Annotated in this window: 19 protein-coding genes; 9 read left to right on the forward strand and 10 right to left on the reverse strand. The window is 61.5% G+C overall.

Annotated features, from left to right (window positions below; all coding sequences use genetic code 11):
- Positions 1-92: 92 nt before the first annotated feature.
- Together ACY4LX_RS27165 and ACY4LX_RS27170 are read left to right on the forward strand one after the other, a co-directional pair.
- Positions 93-467, forward strand: a complete 375-nt coding sequence (locus ACY4LX_RS27165) for a DMT family transporter (protein ID WP_149658164.1) — start codon at positions 93-95, stop codon at positions 465-467.
- Positions 460-861, forward strand: coding sequence for an EamA family transporter (locus ACY4LX_RS27170; protein ID WP_149658003.1), 402 nt, complete (start codon positions 460-462; stop codon positions 859-861). Before ACY4LX_RS27165 ends, ACY4LX_RS27170 begins: the two co-directional genes overlap by 8 nt.
- Positions 862-1,029: 168 nt before the next feature.
- Here ACY4LX_RS27170 and ACY4LX_RS27175 read toward each other — a convergent pair whose 3' ends face one another.
- A complete protein-coding gene (locus ACY4LX_RS27175) occupies positions 1,030-1,782 on the reverse strand; it encodes a MipA/OmpV family protein (RefSeq protein ID WP_463258353.1) in 753 nt (250 codons plus the stop codon).
- Positions 1,783-1,999: 217 nt separating this feature from the next.
- On the opposite strand from ACY4LX_RS27175, the gene ACY4LX_RS27180 reads away from it, so the two are divergent.
- The 5 genes from ACY4LX_RS27180 (at position 2,000) to ACY4LX_RS27200 (ending at position 8,221) form a co-directional block, all read left to right on the forward strand.
- A complete protein-coding gene (locus ACY4LX_RS27180; protein WP_149658005.1) occupies positions 2,000-2,698 on the forward strand; it encodes an HAD-IB family phosphatase in 699 nt (232 codons plus the stop codon).
- A complete protein-coding gene (locus ACY4LX_RS27185; protein WP_463258354.1) occupies positions 2,691-4,085 on the forward strand; it encodes an aspartate aminotransferase family protein in 1,395 nt (464 codons plus the stop codon). Before ACY4LX_RS27180 ends, ACY4LX_RS27185 begins: the two co-directional genes overlap by 8 nt.
- Entirely contained in the window at positions 4,082-4,960 is an 879-nt protein-coding gene (locus ACY4LX_RS27190) for an alpha/beta hydrolase (RefSeq protein WP_149658007.1), read from the forward strand. Before ACY4LX_RS27185 ends, ACY4LX_RS27190 begins: the two co-directional genes overlap by 4 nt.
- Before the next feature lie 113 nt (positions 4,961-5,073).
- On the forward strand, positions 5,074-6,843 hold the full coding sequence (locus ACY4LX_RS27195; protein ID WP_463258355.1) for a sensor histidine kinase: 1,770 nt from the start codon (positions 5,074-5,076) through the stop codon (positions 6,841-6,843).
- On the forward strand, positions 6,833-8,221 hold the full coding sequence (locus ACY4LX_RS27200) for a sigma-54-dependent transcriptional regulator (RefSeq protein WP_463258356.1): 1,389 nt from the start codon (positions 6,833-6,835) through the stop codon (positions 8,219-8,221). Before ACY4LX_RS27195 ends, ACY4LX_RS27200 begins: the two co-directional genes overlap by 11 nt.
- A gap of 152 nt (positions 8,222-8,373) precedes the next feature.
- Here ACY4LX_RS27200 and ACY4LX_RS27205 read toward each other — a convergent pair whose 3' ends face one another.
- The 4 genes from ACY4LX_RS27205 to ACY4LX_RS27220 all read right to left on the reverse strand — a co-directional run bounded on the left by ACY4LX_RS27205 (position 8,374) and on the right by ACY4LX_RS27220 (position 12,236).
- Positions 8,374-9,282, reverse strand: a complete 909-nt coding sequence (locus ACY4LX_RS27205; protein WP_463258357.1) for a hypothetical protein — start codon at positions 9,280-9,282, stop codon at positions 8,374-8,376.
- Complete coding sequence (locus tag ACY4LX_RS27210) at positions 9,279-9,974, reverse strand: hypothetical protein (protein ID WP_149658011.1); 696 nt, start codon at positions 9,972-9,974, stop codon at positions 9,279-9,281. Before ACY4LX_RS27210 ends, ACY4LX_RS27205 begins: the two co-directional genes overlap by 4 nt.
- A gap of 110 nt (positions 9,975-10,084) precedes the next feature.
- Positions 10,085-10,750, reverse strand: a complete 666-nt coding sequence (locus tag ACY4LX_RS27215; protein WP_463258358.1) for a DsbA family oxidoreductase — start codon at positions 10,748-10,750, stop codon at positions 10,085-10,087.
- 466 nt (positions 10,751-11,216) lie between these two features.
- Positions 11,217-12,236 (reverse strand): alpha/beta fold hydrolase, encoded by a 1,020-nt coding sequence (locus ACY4LX_RS27220; RefSeq protein WP_149658013.1) that lies wholly within the window; start codon positions 12,234-12,236, stop codon positions 11,217-11,219.
- A gap of 266 nt (positions 12,237-12,502) precedes the next feature.
- Between ACY4LX_RS27220 and ACY4LX_RS27225 the strand changes: the two genes are divergently transcribed.
- Positions 12,503-15,784 (forward strand): hypothetical protein, encoded by a 3,282-nt coding sequence (locus ACY4LX_RS27225; protein ID WP_463258359.1) that lies wholly within the window; start codon positions 12,503-12,505, stop codon positions 15,782-15,784.
- 65 nt (positions 15,785-15,849) lie between these two features.
- On the opposite strand, the gene metE is transcribed toward ACY4LX_RS27225, so the two are convergent.
- Complete coding sequence (gene metE / locus ACY4LX_RS27230; protein ID WP_463258360.1) at positions 15,850-18,162, reverse strand: 5-methyltetrahydropteroyltriglutamate--homocysteine S-methyltransferase; 2,313 nt, start codon at positions 18,160-18,162, stop codon at positions 15,850-15,852.
- Between the two features lie 107 nt (positions 18,163-18,269).
- On the opposite strand from metE, the gene metR reads away from it, so the two are divergent.
- Positions 18,270-19,187 carry a transcriptional regulator MetR gene (gene metR / locus ACY4LX_RS27235; RefSeq protein ID WP_123515140.1) on the forward strand — a complete coding sequence of 306 codons (918 nt, stop codon included), beginning with the start codon at positions 18,270-18,272 and terminating at the stop codon, positions 19,185-19,187.
- A 121-nt stretch (positions 19,188-19,308) separates the two neighbouring features.
- Here metR and ACY4LX_RS27240 read toward each other — a convergent pair whose 3' ends face one another.
- From ACY4LX_RS27240 to nosR, 4 genes are all read right to left on the reverse strand, one after another.
- On the reverse strand, positions 19,309-19,815 hold the full coding sequence (locus ACY4LX_RS27240; RefSeq protein ID WP_463258361.1) for a GNAT family N-acetyltransferase: 507 nt from the start codon (positions 19,813-19,815) through the stop codon (positions 19,309-19,311).
- 2 nt (positions 19,816-19,817) lie between these two features.
- On the reverse strand, positions 19,818-20,456 hold the full coding sequence (locus tag ACY4LX_RS27245) for a LysE family translocator (protein ID WP_149658017.1): 639 nt from the start codon (positions 20,454-20,456) through the stop codon (positions 19,818-19,820).
- Between the two features lie 25 nt (positions 20,457-20,481).
- Positions 20,482-20,904 (reverse strand): NUDIX hydrolase, encoded by a 423-nt coding sequence (locus ACY4LX_RS27250; protein WP_463258362.1) that lies wholly within the window; start codon positions 20,902-20,904, stop codon positions 20,482-20,484.
- Between the two features lie 228 nt (positions 20,905-21,132).
- On the reverse strand, positions 21,133-22,494 hold the full coding sequence (gene nosR / locus ACY4LX_RS27255; protein ID WP_149658019.1) for a response regulator c-di-GMP phosphodiesterase, NosR family: 1,362 nt from the start codon (positions 22,492-22,494) through the stop codon (positions 21,133-21,135).
- Positions 22,495-22,575 lie beyond the last annotated feature (81 nt).

The raw sequence follows: 22,575 nt of genomic DNA on the forward strand, positions 1-22,575 counted from the left end.
CCCTCCCGGCCGGCCTTCATGTTCGATGACGTCGGTGTCCGGGGGCGTCTGCCAAAGGGTGAATCCTGACCGTGAACTTCCTAGATCCCGACCTGACCCTCACCGTGGTCCTGCTGGTCGCCTTTTCCATCGTGCTGGACGTTATCGGTCAGCTCTGTTTCAAGCTCGGCCTCGACCGCTTGCCCGAACTCGAAGGCGGGTTTCGGCTGAACGCTTTCTGGGGCCAGGTGTTCAACGCGCCGTTGCTGTGGTGCGGGATCGGCGCCTACACGCTTGAGTTTTTCGTCTGGCTGGAGGCCTTGTCCCGGGCGCCCCTGAGCCTGTTGTTCCCGGCCGGGGCCCTGGCCTATTGCGGCGTAGTGCTGGCGGGCAAAGTCGTGCTCGGCGAAACCGTCAGCCGTCGGCGCTGGCTCGCCACCCTGGTGATTACGTTGGGCGTGATGCTCGTGTGTGCCGGCCATGCGTGATTCGAAATCGATGGATTGGCTGCACGGGCGCCTCGGCACAATCGTGCTCTGGGCGCTGCTGATTATTCTGGAAAGCGCCGGGCAGATTGCGACCAAGGTCGGCGGTGATCAGCTCGGGCAGATGACCTTTACCCTGCACTGGCTGCAAGCCGTGATCGTGGACCCGGGCGTGTTGTTTGCGGTGGGCTGCGGCATCGGCGCGTTTTTCGTATGGATGCTGATTTTGCGGCGCAGCAGCTTGTCCCTGGCGTTTCCCCTGAGTTCATTGGTGTTTGTCGGGGTGTTGCTGGGGTCATGGCTGGGATTAGGTGAGCAGATCAGCGTGCTGCACTGGGTGGGCGTGGTGGTGATCATCGGCGGGATTGCGTTGCTGGCCGAGGGCGAACAAACCTGAAGCCAACACCGCCCATTGTGGCGAGGGAGCTTGCTCCCGCTGGGCTGCGAAGCGGCCCCAAAATTCTGGCAACGACGGCTAATTCTGTGAGTGCTGCGCACTCAAGCGGGAGCAAGCTCCCTCGCCACAGTAGATTTCGGAAGCCGCAAAAATGTCAGGGTGTCAGGGTCAATCGAACTTATAGGCCACCGCCGCCTGCACTTCCCCCTGATCGGCTTGCCCCACCTGTTTGACGATGCTGCTGTCCGCCGCTGAACCCGTCAGATGAATCCAGCTGGCACTGGTCAGCAACGACCAATGCGTCGCCAGGGGAAACTCGAAGTTCTGGGTCAACGCCACGTTCTGCCACCCGCCCCCGGCGTTGTACCGGGCGATGCCCGAAGCCTGAGACTCAGCGCCACTCACCCCAAAAAACGCCTGATTTTGCCGCCCATCGGCGAAGTGCGCAGTCAGGTTGCTGCTGCCAATCACCCCGCCGCCCAGCGGATAACCGATCTCGCCCCCCACTCGTCCAACCACACCGTCAGGCCCGCCAACCGCCTCGCCTACCGAAGCAAACACCCGCCAGAAATCGGCCGGGGCGTACTGCACGAACCCACCGACAACGCCCATGTCCGGCACATCGTGCAAGCCCTGCAAGCTGCCATTGGCGGTGCGCCCCGGCAGGTAATTGGCGAACGGTCCGGCGCTGAAACCGTTGAGCTTCAAGGCACTCCAGGTCAGCCCGTCGTCGGTGCTGAGGCTGACATCGCCCCAGTCCAGATCGACATACGGCACCGGCCGGACTTCATGGCGGCTGCCGGTCGGATCATGCGGCTGATAGCTCAACCCCGCCCCCGCCTCCCCGGTGATGCCATCGGCCAATACACTGGCTGACACGCAAGCCAACACCGCAAACAGAGCAACTGTAATCCTCGACATGAGGCCCTTCCTTAACAAGACATGCGCGCATCAATCCTCTTTTCACCCGCCCCGCGCAAGCACTCATGTTGTTTGTAGCGACCTACAAAAATTGTAGCTTCGCCGACACATCATCCCGCCAGAACCCCGTAGATACGGGGCCAAACCCGATTGGCACAGTCCCTGCTCTACCCCTTTGGCAAGCGCAAACAGCGCGCCCTGCCCAATAGGTAAACAGATGAACGATTGGCATATCGTGTGTGATTTCGACGGGACCATCACCCGCACCGACGTGATCGACAGCATCCTCCAGCGCTTCGCCGACCCGAGTTGGGAAGCGATCGAAGACGAGTGGCTGCAAGGCGACATTGGTTCGCGTGAATGCCTCAGCCGCCAGCTCTCGCTGGTCAAGGCCACGCCGACCGAACTGCTCGCCTTTTTCGACACGATCGAAATCGACCCGGACTTCCCCGACTTCGTCGACCACGTGATCGGCCTCGGCGCGTCCCTGGAAGTGGTCAGCGACGGCATCGAGCAAGGCATCGCGCGGATCCTCGCGCGCAATTACGTCAGCCTGCTGCCGATCCTCGCCAACCGCTTGCGCCAACTCGGCCACGACAGCTGGCGCATCGACTTTCCGTACGCCAGCGACGCCTGCCGTGCCGCCTCCGGCAACTGCAAATGCAAGTCCACGCCCAAGGGCAAACGCGTGCTGGTGATCGGTGACGGTCAGTCGGACATGTGCGTGGCCGCCACCGCCGATTTCGTGTTCGCCAAGGATCGCCTCGCCGAACACTGCGAGCGTAACGGCATTGCCTACGCGCGCTTCGACAGCTTCGCCGAACTCCCGGCCCTGCTGGCCAAACTGCCAGCCGCGAGCGCCGCCAACACCACCCCTTTCAACGTCGAAACACAGGAACTCTTCCATCATGTCTGATATTCGAATCGCGACCGCCGAAGACCAGATCCTTCTGGATAAAGAAGCCAAGTACTGCTCCTACGGCGACACCGTGCACTACATCGACCCGCCGCGCATTTTCAGCCGCTGCGAAGGTTCGTACGTGTGGGACACCGAAGACCAGGCCTACCTCGACCTGCAAATGTGGTACTCGGCGGTCAACTTCGGCTACGCCAACCCGCGCCTGAACAACGCGCTGAAACAACAGATCGACACCCTGCCGCAGATCGCCAGCCAGTACCTGCACAAAGGCAAGATCGAGCTCTCGGAAATGATCGCCGTCGATGCGAAGAAGAAATTCGGCCTCGACGGTCGCGTGCACTTCAACGTCGGCGGTTCGCAGTCCATCGAGGACTCACTGAAAGTCGTGCGCAACGCCACCAACGGCAAAAGCCTGATGTTCGCCTTCGAAGGCGGCTACCACGGCCGCACCCTCGGCGCGTCGTCGATCACCTCCAGCTACCGCTATCGCCGCCGCTACGGCCACTTCGGCGAGCGCGCCAATTTCATCCCGTTCCCGTACCACTTCCGTGGCCCGAAAGGCATGACCAAGGAAGAATACGGCAGCCATTGCGTGCAGCAATTCGCCCGACTGTTCGAGACCGAATACAACGGCGTCTGGGACCCTAAAGTCGGCCAGAGCGAATACGCAGCGTTTTATGTCGAGCCGATCCAGGGCACCGGCGGCTACGTGATCCCGCCGATGAACTTCTACAGCGAACTCAAGCATGTGCTGGATCAGCACGGCATCTTGATGGTGGTCGATGAAATCCAGATGGGCTTCTGGCGCACCGGCAAGCTGTGGTCGATTGAACACTTCGACGTCAAACCCGACGTGATCGTCTTTGGCAAAGCCCTGACCAACGGCCTCAACCCGTTGGGCGGGATCTGGGCCAAGGAAGAACTGATCAACCCGAAAATCTTCCCGCCGGGCTCGACTCACTCCACGTTCGCCTCCAACCCGTTGGGTACGGCGGTGGGCCTGGAAATGTTCAAGATGACCAGCGAAGTCGATTACGGCGCGATGGTCATGGCCAAGGGCAAATACTTCCTTGAAGGCCTGAAAGACCTGCAGAAACGCTACCCGATCATCGGCGACGTCGATGGCCTGGGCCTGGCCCTGCGCTGCGAAATCTGCGGCCCGGACGGTTTCACCCCGGACAAGGTGACCCTGGATTTCATGGTCGATGAAGGCATGAAGGGCGACATCGACATCGACGGTAAACGCCTGGGCCTGATCCTCGACGTGGGCGGCTACTACAAGAACGTGATCACGTTGGCCCCGTCGCTGGAAATCAGCTACCCGGAAATTGATCTCGGCCTGGCACTGCTTGACCGTTTGCTGCACCGGGCGATGAAAAGATGATGCACGATGAGATCGACATGGGCGAAGGCAACGCCGGTTTCGTTCTCGGCTCGGGCGAGGTCGCGGTGGTGTTGATCCACGGCCTCACCGGCACCCCGACGGAGTTGCGTCGGGTGGCCATGGGCCTGGCGAAAGCCGGGCACACGGTTTACGTGCCGACCCTGGCCGGGCACTGCGGGGGCAACGCCGAGCTGCAAGCCACTGGCTGGCGCGACTGGTACGAAAGCGCGCGCAACACCTTCGTCGGCGTACGCCGCAAACACGAGCGGGTGTTCGTCGGCGGCTTGTCCATGGGCGCGGTGTTGTCGATGTACCTGGCCGCCGAACACCCAGGGCAGATCGAAGGCTTGCTGCTGTACTCCACGACCTTGCGTTACGACGGCTGGAGCATCAACAAACTGGCGTTCCTCACGCCGTTGCTGATGCGCATCCCGTTCGGCGTGCACCTGTGCAGCTTCGAAGAAAAACCGCCCTACGGCATCAAGAATGAACGCCTGCGCAGCATCGTCGAGCGCCAGATGAAGGCTGGCGAAAGCAGCCAGGCCGGGTTGCTGACCATGGAAGGCGTGACCGTGCGCGAACTGCACCGGCTCAACGCCGTGGTGAAGAAACGCATGCCCGAAATCACCACGCCGACGCTGGTCCTGCATTCGCTCGAAGACGACATCACCAGCCGCTGGAACGCCGATTATGTCGAGCGCAAGCTTGGCGGGCCGGTGGTCAAGGTGCTGCTGGACGACTGCTATCACATGATCACCGTCGACCTGCAATACCACCGGGTGATTGACCTGAGCGTGGACTTTATCCATCAACGTTTCATTCAACAGCGGGCCGCGCCGCAACCGCTGCGCCGGGAGTATCGGCAGCTGGCCTGAGCCGATGGCGACCCCGGTTGCAGACGGGTCGCCACTGGCGGGGCAATGTCGGCTACTGTATTGAACCAGGCAACACCCTTGATCCTGCCATGGCTTTCGACAAGCGAAACCCGATGACCAAACGACCCGTCAACGCCCGACCCTTCGCCCTCTCCGGCTGGAGCCTGCAACGCAAACTGGTGCTGGCCTTCTGGCTGGTCAGCGTGATCCCGACCATGATTGCCGCCGAGCTGGCAGCCACCACGCTGTCGCAGATCTTCGACAGCAACGTGCGCATCTGGCTGCAGGAATCGACCAAGATCGTCGAAGACGAGATCAGCGAAATCCTGCGGGACAACGCCCGGGCCGCGCAGTTGTTTTTGCGCTATACGCGGCCACCGGTTGATCGGTTATCGGTGCGCCACGACCGACTGACCACGGACATCGCCGATTCCATGGGCATCGATGTGGTGGCCCTGGTGCGCAACAGCGATCACAAAGTGGTGTTCAGCACCGCCGCCGATGACATCGTGCGGCAGATCAGCACCGCGCCCAAAGCCGTGTTGCAAACCTTGCAGATCGGCGGCGTGGCGACCGGCACGGTGGTCTCGACCTTTGAGACCGAGCAGGACGGCGTCGATTACAAACTGGTGATTGCCACCTACCTCGACAACAGCTTCCTGACCAGCGTCTCCGACGTGCACTCGCTGGACCTGCGCCTGTACCTGGCCAAGGGCGATGACTTCTCGGAGATCTTTTCCAGCCAGCGCTTCGAGGATCACCCGGCGGCCGTGCCGGAGAACATCGAACGGATCCTGCGCACCACCAAGCTGCCGACCGAACAGTTCACCAGTCGCTACAGCGGCATCTACCGGCCGATCCTCAACGAAAACGGCGACCTGCAAGGCGTGATTTTCAGCGGCCTGCTGCGCCATACCAGCCTGGTGGGACTGGTTAATCAGAGCAACCTGTTCATCCTGATTTTCCTGCTCAGTTCGGCGGCGTCCCTGGCGGTGGGCTGGCTCGTATCCCAGCGTTTGACCAAGCCATTGCGCGGGCTGTCCAACGGTGTGCAAGCGGTGATTGCCGGGGATTATCGCCAACGTTTGCCGGTGACCGGCGGCGATGAACTGGCGGAGCTGAGCAGCACCTTCAACCACATGAGCGAACGCCTCGGCGAGTTGCAACACCTGGAATCGCAACTGCGCCGCCGCGACCGTTTGCATGCGTTGGGCGAAGTCGCCATGGGCCTGGCCCATGAAATCCGCAACCCGCTGGGCATCATCAAGACCGCCACGCAACTGCTGCACCGCCGCGCCGATTTGCCCGAAACCGACAAGCGTCACCTGGAATACGTGGTCAGCGAAGTCAGCCGCATCAATGACCTGATCACCGATTTTCTCGACTTCGCCAAACCCAGCGCGCCGCTGCGCACCACCCAGGCCGCGCGACCGTTGGTGGATGAACTGGTGGGGTTCTGCGCCCCGGAACTGGCCAGCCACCACATCGAGGTGTTGATCGACGATCAGGCCCCGGGCGCCACCCTGTATGCCGATGCGCGCCAGCTCAAGCAGGCCGGCCTGAACCTGATCGTCAACGCCATCGACGCCATGCCCGACGGCGGACGCCTGACGATCAGCATCAGCCGTGACGCCAGCCACACCATCCTGCGCGTGGCGGACACCGGCCAGGGCATTGAACCGGACATGCTCGAACGGATCTTTACGCCGTTCGTGACCACCAAGGCTTCGGGCACTGGCCTGGGCCTGGCCAAGGTGTTTTCGATCATGGAAAACCATGGCGGGCACATCGAATGCACCAGTGAAAAAGATGCCGGGGCGACCTTCAGCCTGTACATTCCGGCCCATGGCGACGACTTCGACGAGGCGAGCGATGACACATAACGTACTGGTGGTGGACGACGAGCCCAAGCTCTGCGACCTGCTGGCCTCGGCCCTGAGCCAGAACGAAATCACCGTGTTCACCGCCGGCAATGGCCTGCATGCGCTCAAGGTGCTGGAGTGCGAGGACATCGACCTGGTGATCAGCGACTGGCGCATGCCCGGCATGGACGGCCCGCAACTGCTGGCGGAAATCAAAACCCGCTTTCCGCAGCTGCCGGTGATCGTGATGACCGCCTATAGCACGGTGAAAAACGCCGTGCAGTCGATGCGCAACGGCGCCTTCGACTACATCGCCAAGCCGTTCGACATCGACGAACTGGACATCACCGTCAGCAAAGCCCTGCAGTTTCGCGACATCCTCAAAGACAACCAGCGCATGCGCGCCGAACTCGACGAACACCAGCAGATCGACAGCCTGGTGGGCGACAGCCCGAGCTTTCGCCGGGTGTTGCAAGCGATCGATTCGGTGCGCGAAAGCAACGCCACCATCCTGCTGACCGGCGAAAGCGGGACCGGCAAGGAAATGGTCGCCCGGGCCATCCACAAACATGGCAACCGCGCCGACAAACCGTTCGTGGCGGTCAACTGCGCGGCGATCCCCGAGGGCTTGCTGGAAAGCGAAATGTTCGGCCATCGCAAAGGCGCATTTACCGGCGCCGTGGCGGATCGGGTCGGGCGTTTCCAGCAGGCGGACAAGGGCACGCTGTTTCTCGATGAAATCGGTGAAATGCCGCTGGCCTTGCAGGCCAAGATTTTGCGCGCCTTGCAGGAACGGGTGATCGAGCCTGTAGGCGATCCGCGCGAGCGCAAGGTCGATGTGCGGGTGATCGCCGCGACCAACAAGAACTTGCTGGACGCGGTGGCGAACAAGGAGTTTCGCGAGGATTTGTATTACCGCCTCAACGTGTTCCCGATCCCCCTGCCGGCCCTGCGCGAACGGGTCGAAGACATCGCCCCGCTGGCCCGGCACTTCGCCAATACCCTGGGGGCGGCGGCGGGTAAACGCTTTAGCGGGTTCAGCGCCGAGGCGTTGCAGGCGATGGCCAACTATTCGTGGCCGGGGAATATTCGCGAACTGCAGAACTGCGTGGAGCGCGCGACCATTGTCGCCAGCGGCTCGGTGATTGAAGAGGATGATTTGCCGGCGTATCTGTTTGCCTCACGGCCCGCCGACGCGGGTGTGCTGATCGAAAACAATGGCGTGCCGGCGGACCTGGAAGCGGCGCTGGCGCAAGTCGAGCGCAGCTACATCCTGGCGGCCCTGCAGCAGAGCAACGGTGTGCAGGCTGCGGCGGCGCAACTGATCGGGATTTCCGAGCGCAGCTTCTGGTATCGGCTGAAGAAACTGGGGATTCATGTGGACAAGATCGTCCGCTGAAACTGGAGACTCATGATCGTTCCCACGCTCTGCGTGGGAATGCCTCTAGGGACGCTCCGCGTCCAGTGACGCGGAGCGTCACGGGCTGCGTTCCCACGCAGAGCGTGGGAACGATCATCAACAGGGTTATGCAGCGCCCTTTGATCGACGTGCTACTGCCCATACACCTTGCGCAACTGCGTCGGGCTCATCGCCTCTTCAAACGGCACCGGCACTGACTTCACCGCCCCGTACAGATTGCGATAACGCCAATAATTGCCGTTGTTGGCCAGCTGATAACCCCGCTCGACCACGCGCTGGCCATCGAGGACATAGCGCAAGGTTTCTTGGGCGGCTGGCGGTGGGGTCGGCTGCATCAGGTCGGTGGCCAGCACGCGCATGGACTCGTCGATGCATTCATCGAGCGCCGCCGTGACCTTGCTCAAATCCAGCGTGCCGTCATCGATGCACTGACTGCCGCAACGCCGGATTGGTTGGCTGGCCACTTCGATGCGCATGCGATACAGCGCCGAGCCGGCAATGTCCTGGACCTGCACCTGGTTGATCAGCACAAAACTGCCGCGATCCGGGCCGAGCATCAGTTTCGGTTCGATCACTAAACGCGCGGTGACCTGCCCTTCGCCCTGCTTGAGCCCGGCCACTTGCGACGCCTGTTGATAGCGCTGCTGCAAACGTTCCTGCAATGGCACGCCGCCAAGCAAGTCGGCCATCGGCCGCGCCTCGTTGAGGGCGGTTTTTTCTGCATCGCGCTGCAACGTGCCGCTGCCCATTTGCGTATTGATCAAACTGGCCACCAGCAAGCCGGCCAGCCCGGCCGTGTTGCCCGAACTCGCCACCAGGTTATAACTCGACGACGCCGCTTGTTGGGCAGCCTTGGCATCGATCACCGTGCTGGCGCCGACAAACGCTGGCGGCAGTTGCACATCGACCTTGAGCCCGTGGGCCTGGACGTAAGGCAACGCGCCCTGATCCTTGAAACCGGGCTCGGGGCCCGGTTTCTGCGCACAACCGGCCAGCGTCAGCAACGCCAGCGCGGCAGCGGCCACGCCCGAACGTTTCATTGGGCGAACGGGGTGATCATTTGTTGACGGCTATTGTCCATCGCCTGGTAGAAGGCATTGGACAGGTTGCTGTAGGTCGGCTCATCCCACTCGCCCTGGGCGGCTTGCACCGCGGCGAAAGGCTGGAACCACAGCAGTTTGTTGTCGGCCAGATCGACCACCATGCCCTGCCCGCTCACTTGGGCCATCGGTACGCTGGTCGGCACGATGCTGTAGTAGCTGCGGGTGGCACCGGTGGTGAAGACGTTGACCAACAGCAGGCGATCGACACCGTAAGCCGCTTTGATCGGCGTCAGATCGCGCACGGTATAGCCTTCGCGGAAACTGGCTTCCTTGTATTTCTGCAGATCGACCGGCTCGTCGATGCGCTTGGCCTTGTAACCCTTGGCCTGCAGCTTGGCGACGATGACATCCGGCAGCGTATTGAGGTCGCGGGTTTGCCATTTTTCAACGGTGTCGCTGAGCTTGCTGTTGACGCCACGGTTGATGGCGTAATCAAGGATCCCCTGGTTACCGGTCAACGCCAGCATCGGCTCCGGCAGCACGGTGATGGCCACGCCGATGGTCGGCTCCTTGGCATCCCAGAATTGGTGGTCCAGCGGTACGGGAGGTTGAACGTGGGCGCAGCCGGTGAGGGTCAGGCAGGCCAATAAGGTGATGGCGGCCCAGGTACGTAGAGCGTGAACGGTCATGGATCAAGTCCCTATGATTGATAACGATGCTGCCTGTGTCGGCAGCGATCGCAGCAACTGTAGTGGCACATTGATATTTTTTTGTCACATATCGCTGGCGGGGGCTGGAGTCAGCTGACCGTTCCGCCTTTGGCCTCATTCATGATCTGCCGGATCGCCCCGACAAACGTCTCTACCGGTTGCCCGCCCGTGACCGCGTACTGGCCGTTGAACACCACCGTCGGCACCGAACTCACGCCGCGCGACAGCCACAACTGCTCTTCTTCTTTAACCTCTCGGGTGTATTCATCCGACGCCAGAATCCCCACGGCCCGTTGCCGATCCAGCCCCACGCTTTCAGCGATCTGCGCCAGTTGTTGATGATTGGAAGGATTGCCGCCATCGGTGAAGTACGCCTTGAACAACGCCTCTTTCAGATTGAATTGCAGCCCTTCCAGCCCGGCCCAGTAGAGCAAGCGGTGGGCGTCGAAGGTGTTGTAGATGCGGCTGTTGCCGTCGGTGCGAAAAGCAAACCCGACCTCGGCGCCACGGGCGCGGATCATCTCGCGGTTTTTCTGCGATTGCTCGGGGGTCGAGCCGTACTTTTCGCTGATGTGTTCAGTGATGTTCTGGCCATCGGGGCCCATGTTCGGGTTCAGCTCGAAGGGCTGGAAGCGGATCTCGGCCTGCACTTCGTCACCCAGCAAATCCAGCGCCTTGGTCAAGCCATACAACCCGACCACGCACCAAGGGCAGGACACGTCGCTGACAAAATCGATTTTCAGGGAATTACTCATCGCAGACCTCGCAGGCTGTTTTGCGCCGCAAAGCTCGAACAATACACCTGACGGGGCCAGGACTGCAGCCCTCCCCTTGTAGGAGCAAAGCTTGCTCGCGAAGACGCCATCACATTCACCATGGATGTTGGCTGACACACCGCCTCCCTGTAGGAGCAGAGCTTGCTCGCGAAGACGCCATCACATTCACCATGGATGTTGGCTGACACACCGCCTCCCTGTAGGAGCAAAGCTTGCTCGCGAAGAGGCCAGCACATTCAACATGGATGTTGGCTGACACACCGCCTCCCTGTAGGAGCAGAGCTTGCTCGCGAAGAGGCCATCGCATTCAACATGGATGTTGGCTGACACACCGCCTCCCTGTAGGAGCAGAGCTTGCTCGCGAAGACGCCATCACATTCACCATGGATGTTGGCTGACACACCGCTTTCGCGAGCAAGCTTCGCTCCTACAGGGGATTGGCGGGTTACAGGAGATTGGGGGTGGCCACCGGCTCGATCTGCGCCCAGTGCGAGGTGTCTTCGCGGTGGGTTTGCAGGTACGGCAACACCGCCGCCAGCAGCGGTTCCTTGAAAGCTTCCTGGAAACGATGGGCCATGCCCGGAATCAGTTTCAACTGACTGCCGCGAATATGCGCCGCCAGGTGCACGCCGTGCATCACCGGCAACAGCGGATCCGCCGTGCCGTGCACCACCAGGGTCGGCACACGCAACTGATTGAGCAACGCCACGCGGCTTGGCTCGGCGAGGATCGCCATGATCTGGCGTTTCACACCCTCAGGGTTGAACGCCCGGTCATACGAGGCCGCCGCTTGCTGCAACAACACCTGCCGATCATCACTCACCGACGGGCTGCTCAGGGCCGCGAGCAAATCGGCTTGTTGCTCCAGCGCCACCTCGCGGTTCGGCGCGCCCCGACGCGACAGCAACTGCACCAGCGCCGCGCTCGGCGCCGGCAAGCCTTCGGCCCCGGAACTGGTCATGATCAGCGTCAGGCTCTCGACCCGTTGTGGCGCCATGGCCGCCATGTGCTGGGCGATCATCCCGCCCATGCTCGCGCCCAGCACGTGGAATTGCTCGACGTGCAGCGCATCCATCAGCCCCAGCGCGTCCTCGGCCATGTCCGTCAACGTGTACGGCGCCGCCACCGGCAAACCGAGTTTGTAGCGCAGCACTTCGAAGGTCAGGTTGGCGTCGGCCGGGGCCTGGCGCCAGGTCGACAACCCGACATCGCGGTTGTCGTAGCGAATCACCCGAAAGCCCTGCTGACACAAGGCAACCACCACCTCGTCGGGCCAGTGGATCAATTGTCCGCCCAGGCCCATCACCAGCAGCAACGCGGGGTCGGAGGCACGGCCGATGCTCTGGTACGCCAGGCTGACCTGGTCCAGGTCGACATGTTCAGTCGGGACATTGACGTCGCAACGCGAGGCCGCAAAGGACGGCAGGCTGAAAAGCAGCGCCGCCAGGAATAGAAATACACGCATTGAAAAACACCGAAACGCAGAACCCCAGTAGAGCGCGAGTCTGATGAAGTTTGTTCAAGCGCGCTGCCACAGTTGCGTGACAGTTTGATGAAGATTGCCCAGCGGTCATGGGCGCTGATTGCGCACCTCCCTGCGCCAGGGCAATGACCATTTATCGGAAACCACCCGCAACCTGTTATTTCTGACAGTAGCCACGTCCCGCCTGGAAGCATCCAATCAGCCCTGTACCCATTGCCACTTATGCGCCCGCCACCGGAGCCCGGATCATGAGCACTGATAACCGTAACCAAGAGCCTGCGTTCCCCAGTCCCAACGTCCGCCAGCGCCCGCCGATTGATATTCCGGCAGCGCTGCCCGTTGTCGATGAAGCGATCCCGGGCGTCAATCAGGCCATGGTCAAAGCGCCTGGATTGCAGGTCAGCATCAATTCGGACTCGATCAAACCCGGCGACAATGTGTTGGTGTACATCGACGAGCGCCTGGTCCTGGTGCTGCCGGTCAAGGAAGATTACGCGGGCGCGCCGATCATCCAGTACATCCCGGCCAAGCTGATCCCCGAAGGGGAGATCAGCGTGACTTACCGAGTGAATATCGAGTGGTCCGTGCCGTTGAAGGTGCTGGTCAAAACCCGCTTGCCCGGCGGCATCGATCCAGACCCGGACGCGCCGGGGCATCAACTGTTGGCGGCACCGGAGCTCAGCTCGACACTGCTCAGCGGCCAGGAGGATGTACCGGTCACGATTGCCCCCTACGAAAACATGTGCCGTGGCGATGTGGTGACGCTGGTGTGCGGCGTGTTCGCCACAACCCATAACGTGAAAGCCGATGAAGTTGGAAAGGCCCTGACCTTTATCCTGCCTAAAGACATTCTGGCCGAGAACGGTGCTGGCGATGGCGTGCTGTACTACAGGATTGATGATGCCGTCGGTAACAGCGCCACGGATCACTCACTGGGCCGATCAATCACGATTCAGGGCGAAGCCAACGAGTCCGCACCGCCGACCGTGGCAGGTGTTGACGAGCAGGACACCCTCTACCTGAGCCAACTGGGGAGCCAGGGGCTCGATATCAGTCTCGATACGCAAGACTTTGCCCCAGGCGATACGCTGACGCTTTTCTGGTTAGGGCTGGACCGTACAGGCGTGTCACACGTGCTCACCGAAACACAAACCCTCAAGACCCCATCGGCGCTGGTTTTCAAGATTGCCAACGCCGATGTCCAGGTCCTGGCCGGCGGCAGCGCCCGGCTTTCCTTTACCCGCACTGACAGCAACGGCGACACGCACTCATTACCTTCGCGGGAAATACTCATCGTGGGTAACACCCGCAGGATCCGTGAGGCGCAGCCTCAGCCGGAAGCCGACACCTTCGCCAGCGCACTCAGCGCACCCGAAAACGGTGTCTTGAGGATCGATGTGCCGATTGTCCAGGGAAGTACTCAGCCTGTGGTCGGGGCGCACTGCGGGGTCTCGATCAGAATTTACGATGACCGGGACCCGAATGGCGCCCTGGTCATCATCGACCCCCTGGTCGGTGGGGCGGAACTGGATGTCATCGACCTCATTCTCAACGGCAACATTTGCGACACCCTCATCGTTGGAACAGGCCAAGAGAATGCCCGGCACCTGATGAAAATCCCCAATCATCTGCTCAACCCACAAGCCGTCAACTTTCTGGTCGCCATGGTCAGCCGGGTCAGCGGAAACTCCGAGCGTTCCAATCCGCCGTTAAGCATCCTGTACAACGAAATCCGCCCCGGTAACAAAGACCTCAACACCGAGCCAGGACACTCGGAACTGCAACTGAAATTGCCCCAGGACATCATCGACAATGGCCTGGACGCCGCTCGGGCGGTGCAGGATGTCGAAGTAAGCTTTTGTTACCCGTACTGCCGGGCTCATGACGACATCGAGCTGCTAATGGGGACCTCGACGCTGCATTTCAAGGTCTTGCCGAGCGAGGCCACGGAGTTCGGTGTCAGCGCGCCCATCTGCATCAAGCGCCTGTTGACGGCGCAAGACTTCAAGAATGCCGGCGACAGTCCGGATTTTTTGCTCCAGTACACCGTACACGACCAGATCACCAACGGCCCGGATCCGACCGATCCGTACTCGGCACATATCGTTATTGATGTCGATATCGCTGGCGTGCGGCCCCCGGCTCCGGTGTTTTACGACCACCCGAACGACATGGACTCCAGCCTTATCGACCTGGAGCGGATGGCCGGCGTGCCGCTGAAAATGGCGATCAGGGCCGCCGCCCCTCTGTTTGCGGAAGATGACAGGGTCGAGGCCACCTACAGCAGCCCTCCCGACCGTGACTTCACTGTATCGGGGACGGTGGCCGTCCAATTTGGCACCTTCTTGCCGCTGATACTGGATGTGCCCAATCGCCTGGTCATCAGCGGACGACAGGTGACCGGTCGTTATTCGCTATTCAGAAACAACGTACGCGTTGCCGACTCGAAAATTGCCAACGCGCGGGTCATTGGCGTCGGCATACCGGACTTGCCTCCCCCCGTGGTGATCGTCGCACCGGGCGGCGTGCTTGAGCCCAAAGACAACCCGCAAGGGTCCAGGGGGCGGGTCGTCGTTCCGGGGTTCCGTCCGGGCGATGAGGTCCAATTGATTGTTCGCGGCGCCCCCGGGGCCGGTTCCCCGACGTTCGCCCCGGTGGAATTGGACGACAACGGTCTGGCCGATTTTCCACTGGACACAGCGTTTATCCGGGCCAACAGAGGCCGGGTGGTGATCGTGAGTTACCTGTTTATCCGGGGCATCCGGCAGCTGCCATCACGGGAGTTGACGCTCACCGTGAATGACGCGAATGAAACACCGGAAATCACCAGCGTCACGGCTGGCGACGCGGTGGTTGCTGATCGAGCAACGACGTATTACCGCGCCCTGAGTATCAGCGGCACGGCCGATGCGGGGTCAGAGGTAGAGGTGATGGATAACAACACGTCCCTGGGTCGGTTCAGGGTCAATGACAGCGGGGTCTGGACCATTACGGAGCGCACCTTCAGCGTAGCCACCCATAACCTCATCGCAAGAACCACGGATGGTAGCGACCTGGTCTCCGGGACTCGCGCTTTCACGGTGCAGGAAGGGCTGGTGCTCGACGTTACAAACTTCTACCACCCGAACTACAACTACTGGCAGAAGGGGCCAGCGGTTGGGCCTAATGACCTTAGCTTCTTCGTCCACAAACCGGTCAGCCAATACGTGCTGTTCAACAACACCAACACCCATACCTCGAAGGGGGTCGTCCTTTACAAGGATTACGACAATCTGACGCCGGGCAAGACTTACACGTTCACGGTCAACGTCGCGCGATACCCGGAACTGTACACAGTCCCCGTCTTGAAATGGCACACCAATGAACGCGCCACTGCAAACCTGACCATCAACCATGCCGAAATGCGCCACTACACCTTGGACTTTATCCCGCGCACCCCAAACGACCAACTGTGCATTTCCAACGAGCTGGCCACCGGCACCGGCAATGACTACATCATTGCGTGGATCCAGATTCTGCGGATGAACTAAGGCCAAAAACCCGCTGACCGGCCTTCGGTCAGCGGGTTTCCAGGCGGAGCGTGGGAACGATCAGCTCAGGCCAACTGACTGCGCAACTGCCTTGCGGCCGCGACCATGTTCACCAGCGCCGCTTCGGTCTCCGGCCAGGCCCGGGTCTTCAAGCCGCAATCCGGGTTGACCCACAAGCGCTCCGCCGGAATGCGCTTCACCGCTTTGCTCATCAGCTTGACCATCTGCGCCGTGTCCGGCACCCGTGGCGAGTGGATGTCGTAGACGCCCGGGCCGATGTCATTCGGGTAGTCGAAGGCTTCGAAGGCCTCCAGCAATTCCATGTCCGAGCGCGAGGTTTCAATGGTGATCACGTCGGCGTCCATGTCGGCAATCGCCTTGATCACGTCGTTGAATTCGCTGTAGCACATGTGGGTGTGGATCTGGGTTTCGTCCCGCACACCGCTGGCCGTCAGACGGAACGCTTCCACCGCCCAGTCGAGGTATTCCTGCCATTGCGCCCGACGTAGCGGCAAGCCTTCGCGGAACGCGGCTTCGTCGATCTGCACGATCTTGATCCCGGCGTTTTCCAGGTCCGTCACTTCGTCGCGCAGGGCCAGGGCCAGTTGTTGCGCCTGGACTTTGCGCGACACGTCTTCGCGCGGGAACGACCACATCAGCATGGTCACGGGACCGGTGAGCATGCCTTTCATGACCTTGTCGGTCAGGCTCTGGGCGTAGGTGATCCAGTCGACGGTCATGGCGTTCGGGCGGCTGAGGTCGCCGTAGATGATCGCCGGTTTCACGCAGCGCGAACCATAGCTCTGGACCCAGCCGAACCGGGTAAACAGGTAGCCGTCCAGTTGCTCGGCGAAGTACTCGACCATGTCGTTGCGCTCGGCTTCACCGTGCACCAGCACGTCCAGGCCCAGGCGTTCCTGGACTTGCACCGCGTGGCGGATTTCGCTGTGCATGGCGTCGGTGTAATCGTTGGCCGACAACTTGCCTTGCTTGAACGCCTGGCGCGCGAGACGGATGGAACCGGTCTGCGGGAACGAGCCGATGGTGGTGGTCGGGAACGCCGGCAGTTGCAGGCGTGCCCGTTGCTGTTCAATGCGTTTGGCGAACGGCGAATGACGTTGGCTGTCCTGGGCGCCGACCGCGGCGATGCGCGCCTGGACTTCGGCTTTATGGATGCGCGGTGACTGGGCGCGGCTGGCCTGGATCGCGCGGCTCTCGGCCAAAGCGGCTTGCACTTTGGGCGATTGCGGGCTGTTCAAGGCATCACGCAGCACGGCGATTTCACCGCACTTTTGCACGGCGAAGGCCAGCCAGGATTTGAGCTCAGGATCGAGTTTGTCTTCACGCGCCAGATCCACCGGGCTGTGCAGCAACGAGCAGGAACTGCTGACCCACAGGTTGTCGCCAAAACGCTCTTGGGCCGGTTGCAGTTGCGCCAGCACTTGCTCCAGTTCGCAGCGCCAGACGTTGCGCCCGTTGACCAGGCCCACCGAAAGAATCTTGTAGGTCGGCAGGCGATCCAGCACCTGGCCCAGTTGCTCCGGCGCCCGCACCGCATCGATGTGCAGGCCTTGCACCGGCAGGCTGACGGCCAGGCCGAGGTTGTCTTCCAGACCGCTGAAGTAAGTCGCCACGAGTTTTTTCAGCGGCGAGTATTGAAGGATGTGATAGGCGCGCTCGAAGGCACTTTTCCAGGCTTGGGGCAGGTCGAGGGTCAGGATCGGTTCGTCGATCTGCACCCATTCCACGCCTTGTTCGGCGAGGCGACCGAGGATTTCGTTGTAGACCGGCAGCAGGCGTTCCAGCAGGTCGAGTTTGTCGAAGTCGTTGCCTTTGGCCTTGCCCAGCCACAGGTAAGTCAGCGGGCCGATGATCACCGGTTTGACGTTGTGGCCCAGGGCCTTGGCTTCGGCGACTTCGTCGAACAGCTGCTCCCAGCTCAGCTTGAATGGTTGGTCAGCACTGAATTCCGGGACCAGATAGTGGTAGTTGGTGTCGAACCACTTGGTCAGCTCTTGGGCGTATTGCGCTGTGCGGTGTTCGCCGCCGCAGCAGGCGGTGGTCGCGCCACGGGCCATGGCGAACAGGGTGTCGAGGCTCGGCTGGCCGCCGGCGTCCAGGGTGCTGTCGAAACGCTCGGGCACCACGCCGAAGGCCAGGGAATGGCTCAGCACCTGGTCGTACCAGGCGAAATCACCGACCGGCAGCAGGTCGATGCCGGCGTCTTTCTGCAACTGCCAGTGGGTGGCGCGCAATTGGCGGCCGACGGCTTTCAACGCGTCCTGATCGAGATCGCCCTTCCAGTAGGATTCGAGGGCTTTTTTCAGTTCGCGGTCAGCGCCGATGCGCGGGAAACCAAGTGTGTGGGCCAGAGCCATGGTGAAGTTCTCCTTGTAAAAGATGGCCCTATTGTCGACACTCAGGCCAACATGAGACAAACTCAACCTTTTCGTGTTGATCACAAGTTTTCCTCATGGAGCCCCCGGTGCTTGAAATCCGTCACCTGAAGACCCTGCACGCCTTGCGCGAAGCCGATAGCCTGGTGGATGCGGCCGACCGCCTGCACCTGACCCAGTCCGCCCTGTCCCACCAGTTCAAGGAATTGGAGGAGCGCATGGGCATGCCGCTGTTCGTGCGCAAGACCAAACCGGTGCGCTTCACCAGCGCCGGTCTGCGCCTGCTGCAACTGGCCGATGCCACCCTGCCGCTGCTGCGTGGCGCCGAACGGGATATCGCGCGGCTGGCCGGCGGCACTGCCGGACGTTTGCACATGGCCATCGAATGCCACAGTTGCTTCCAGTGGCTGATGCCGACCATCGACCAGTTCCGCGACGCCTGGCCGGAAGTCGAACTCGACCTGGCTTCGGGTTTCTCCTTCGCCCCGCTGCCGGCCCTGGCTCGCGGCGATCTGGATCTGGTGGTGACGTCCGATCCGCTGGAACTGGCCGGGATTACCTACGTGCCGCTGTTCACCTATGAAGCGATGCTTGCGGTGGCCAATCAGCACCGCTTGGCCAACAAGGCCTACATCGTCCCGGAAGATTTGCTCACCGAGACCTTGATCACTTACCCGGTGGAGCGCGATCGCCTGGACATCTTCACCCGTTTCCTGGAGCCGGCCGACGTCGAACCGGCCCAGGTCCGCACCTCGGAACTGACGGTGATGATGATGCAATTGGTAGCCAGCGGTCGCGGCGTGTGCGGCATGCCCCATTGGGCGCTGCATGAATACAGCTCACGGGGTTACGTGAAGGCCAAGCGACTGGGCGAGAAAGGCTTGTTTGCGACGCTGTACGCGGGGATTCGTGCGGACATGCTGGATGCGCCGTACATGCGCGATTTTTTGCTGACGGCGAAGGACACGTCGTTCTCGACCCTCGACGGCGTCAGCGCCGTTCGCTAGCACTGTACGACCGATCGTTCCCACGCTCTGCGTGGGAATGCCTCAGCGGACGCTCTGCGTTCGGCTCTGGATGGGACGCGGAGCGTCCCGGGCTGCATTCCCACGCGGAGCGTGGGAACGATCAGGACTGGGTGATCTCGCGCCACATGTGGATTTTGTCGAAGTAGTCCTCGCCGACCCGCACCGCCAGTGGCTCCAGCCCGTACTGGATGAAGCCGCAACGCTGGTACAGCTTGAACGCCGCTTCATTACCCGCCGTCACGGTCAATTGAATCAACCTCAATCCGGGATGGTTCTGCGCCTCGGCCAACGCCGCCTGCACCAGTTCAAACCCCACGCCACGCTGGCGGACCTTGCCGGACACGTACATGCCGAACAACGTCGCCTTGTGCCGGGCTTTTTCCCGGGGTTCGAAGGCCAGGCCGACGATGCCTGCCAACTGGCCGTCCTCGAAGGCGCCGAACACCACGTCCAGCTTGCCGGTCAGCCTTGATTCCCACCAACTCAGCGGCATGACGGCGCGTTCGCGCACGCTGGAGGTGAAGGCTTGCGGGTGCAGGTCGTAGGCTTCGAGCATCAGCGCCCGATAGTCCAGGGCATGGCTGGCATCCAGTCGTTCAATCCACATGGTCATGCCGTCCTGCGTTGCTCAAGCATCAGCCGCACTGCCAGCGCCGCCAACACGAAACCCATGAAATAGCGCTGCACCGCCAGCCAGGTCGGGTTGTTGACGAACCACGCGGCGATTCCCGCCGCGAACACGGCGATCAGCAGGTTGACGCAGAAACTCACGCTGATCTGAGTCAGCCCGAGGATGATGCTCTGGGTAAACACCGAGCCGTGTTCCGGGCTGATGAATTGCGGGAATACCGAGAGGTAGAACACCGCGATCTTCGGGTTCAGGGCACTGGTCAGAAAGCCCATGGTGATCAGTTTGCGCGACGAATCCGGCGGCAGTTGCTGGGCCTCGAACGGTGAGCGCGCGCCGGGTTTGACTGCCTGCCAGGCCAGCCACACCAGGTACAGGGCGCCGGCCCATTTCAGCACTTCATACGCCATTGGCACCGCAAGAAATACGGCAGTCAAACCGGCCGCCGCCGCGAACAGATGCACAAAGAACCCCGCCACCACACCGAGCAACGAGGTCACCCCGGCCTTGCGCCCCTGACAGATCGAACGGGAGATCAGGTAAATCATGTTCGGCCCCGGCGTCAGTACCATCAGCAACGCGGCGGCGGCGAAGATCAGCCAGTCTTGAAGCGGGATCATGGGGCAGTCCTTGGTCTTGTTTTGATCAGGCGATCGCGGTCACCGAGGCTCGATAAAACGGCAGGATCACGTCCCGTGTCAATGGCGCCAGCGTGAGTTGGCCGTCGGTGGCCGGGTCGATCCAGCGCACCTCTTCGATTTCGGCCGCCGGGCGGACGTCTGCGTCGATGGTCAGCAGAAAGAGTTCGGCCTGGACGACAAAGCCCGGTTCGTTGGCGGCCGGCGCCGAGAACGGGCCCAGAAAAGTGGCGTGCGCCGGGTCGATGACCAGGCCCAGTTCTTCTTCCAGCTCCCGGGCCAGGGCGTGGGCCGGTCGCTCATGGGGCTCGATCTTGCCGCCGGGTTGCATGAAGGCTTCGGTGCCACGTTTGCGGACCAGCAAGGTACGGCCGTCGGGACCGATCAGCAGGGCGGCGGCGATGTGGATGATGCGGGGGGAAGTTGACATGAATTGGCCTCGGTAAAAAGGCCAAAAGCATAACCTGTAGGAGCAAGGCTTGCCTGTGGCGAGGGAGCTTGCTCCCGCTGGGCTGCGAAGCGGCCCCAAAAAGCAGGGGGACTGCTTCGCAGTCCAGCGGGAGCAAGCTCCCTCGCCACGGGCAAGCTCCCTCGCCACGGGCAAGCTCCCTCGCCACAGGCAAGCTCCCTCGCCACAGGTTTTATGTCAGGCAGACGCCTACGAGGTTTCACGCTCCAACAACGCTTCCACTTCCTCAGGGATTTTCACGAATACGCTGTACTTGGCGCCTTCCATGGTTTCAAAGGCAATCAATTTATCCACCAGCGGCCCGTTCAGCACTTTGCCGGCATTGAGCAACAACATGCCGTTGTCGGCGTTGAGGTTGCGCGCCAGGATCATGCCCGGCGCCAGGTCGCGGGTGGTCAGCACTTTGACCGACGGGTCGGCCAGCGTCACGTCACTGAGGTACGCGGAACAGACCTGAATGAAATCCTCGACCAATTCCGGATCGTAGAGCCGCCCGGCATAGCTGCGGATATACACCAGCGCTTCGTCGCTGTTCATCTGCCGCTCAAGGATCAACCCGCGCTGCAATTCGATGAAATCCACTGCCAGTTTCAGCAACCGCGAACCCAGCGGAATCGCCTCACCCTTGAGCCGGTCCGGAAAGCCGCTGCCGTCCCAGCGTTCCTGGTGGTGCAGGATCAGACGGGCGGCGTCCTTCATCGGGTCGAGGGTCATCAGCAGCGACTCGCTCTGCTTCGGATACTCGCGATAACGGTCGCGATCAAGGTGATGCAGCATGTCCGACGGCGTGATCATCATGCTGTCAGTCCAGCTCAGCTTGCCGATGTTGTAGAGCGCAGCGGCCATGGTCAGGTCGCGGCTGGTGCCTTCGTCCAGGCCGTGGAGTTTGCAGTACACCCGCACCAGTTCGATGATCTGGCGGTTGGTCTGCTTGGCCGGCGGCAGGCGCAGGTTGGCCAGCAACGAGAACACCTCGGTGCCGGTGACATAGCTGTGTTTGAGCTCTTCATAGGCCAGGTCGAGCATGTCGGCGGTCTGTTGCAGCTCGGAAGTACGCGCGGCGACGTGTTTTTCCAGGGTGGAATTGAGGCTTTTCAGTTGATCGTTCTGCTGCCGGGTCAATTGCACCAGGCGCCGGCGCTCACTTTCGGAATGATGATGCTCCAGGGCCTGGCGCAAGGTCAGTTGCAGTTCCTCGTCATTCCAGGGCTTGCTGATGTAACGGTGGATCTGCCCGTCGTTGATGGCCTTGATGATCGTCGGCAGGTCGGCGTAGCCGGTGAGCAGGATGCGCGTGGTCGCCGGGTACAGCTGATGGATGTGCGCCAGCAACGTGGCGCCATCCATATTGGGCATGCGCGCGTCGCTCATCACCAGGTCAATGGGCTGTTGCGCCATGATTTCCAGGGCCTGGGCGCCACTGGTGGCCAGCAATACGTCATAGGGCTGGCCGCGTAACAGCCGGCGCAGGCTGCTGAGGATTGATTCCTCGTCGTCGACCAGCAACACCTTGGGTTTATCGGTCAAAGTCGTAGGGAGTTGCTCTTCCATGGCGTCACCTCGAGTGAAACGGGCCTATCGCGTGTCAGCCCCCGGCAAACATCCACTCTTGCCGGAGCCTGAGCTACAGGC

The sequence above is a fragment of the Pseudomonas sp. Emmai genome (genome assembly GCF_055179735.1).

Bases quoted from the DNA above. Each gene is read 5' to 3' on its own strand.
- ACY4LX_RS27210 (WP_149658011.1), bottom strand. From the start codon at position 9,974: ATGACCGTTCACGCTCTACGTACCTGGGCCGCCATCACCTTATTGGCC.
- ACY4LX_RS27170 (WP_149658003.1), top strand. From the start codon at position 460: ATGCGTGATTCGAAATCGATGGATTGGCTGCACGGGCGCCTCGGCACA.
- ACY4LX_RS27245 (WP_149658017.1), bottom strand. From the start codon at position 20,456: ATGATCCCGCTTCAAGACTGGCTGATCTTCGCCGCCGCCGCGTTGCTG.
- ACY4LX_RS27220 (WP_149658013.1), bottom strand. From the start codon at position 12,236: ATGCGTGTATTTCTATTCCTGGCGGCGCTGCTTTTCAGCCTGCCGTCC.
- metE (WP_463258360.1), bottom strand. From the start codon at position 18,162: ATGGCTCTGGCCCACACACTTGGTTTCCCGCGCATCGGCGCTGACCGC.
- ACY4LX_RS27215 (WP_463258358.1), bottom strand. From the start codon at position 10,750: ATGAGTAATTCCCTGAAAATCGATTTTGTCAGCGACGTGTCCTGCCCT.
- ACY4LX_RS27250 (WP_463258362.1), bottom strand. From the start codon at position 20,904: ATGTCAACTTCCCCCCGCATCATCCACATCGCCGCCGCCCTGCTGATC.
- nosR (WP_149658019.1), bottom strand. From the start codon at position 22,494: ATGGAAGAGCAACTCCCTACGACTTTGACCGATAAACCCAAGGTGTTG.
- ACY4LX_RS27195 (WP_463258355.1), top strand. From the start codon at position 5,074: ATGACCAAACGACCCGTCAACGCCCGACCCTTCGCCCTCTCCGGCTGG.
- ACY4LX_RS27200 (WP_463258356.1), top strand. From the start codon at position 6,833: ATGACACATAACGTACTGGTGGTGGACGACGAGCCCAAGCTCTGCGAC.
- ACY4LX_RS27205 (WP_463258357.1), bottom strand. From the start codon at position 9,282: ATGAAACGTTCGGGCGTGGCCGCTGCCGCGCTGGCGTTGCTGACGCTG.
- ACY4LX_RS27240 (WP_463258361.1), bottom strand. From the start codon at position 19,815: ATGTGGATTGAACGACTGGATGCCAGCCATGCCCTGGACTATCGGGCG.
- ACY4LX_RS27180 (WP_149658005.1), top strand. From the start codon at position 2,000: ATGAACGATTGGCATATCGTGTGTGATTTCGACGGGACCATCACCCGC.
- ACY4LX_RS27225 (WP_463258359.1), top strand. From the start codon at position 12,503: ATGAGCACTGATAACCGTAACCAAGAGCCTGCGTTCCCCAGTCCCAAC.
- ACY4LX_RS27185 (WP_463258354.1), top strand. From the start codon at position 2,691: ATGTCTGATATTCGAATCGCGACCGCCGAAGACCAGATCCTTCTGGAT.
- ACY4LX_RS27175 (WP_463258353.1), bottom strand. From the start codon at position 1,782: ATGTCGAGGATTACAGTTGCTCTGTTTGCGGTGTTGGCTTGCGTGTCA.
- ACY4LX_RS27190 (WP_149658007.1), top strand. From the start codon at position 4,082: ATGATGCACGATGAGATCGACATGGGCGAAGGCAACGCCGGTTTCGTT.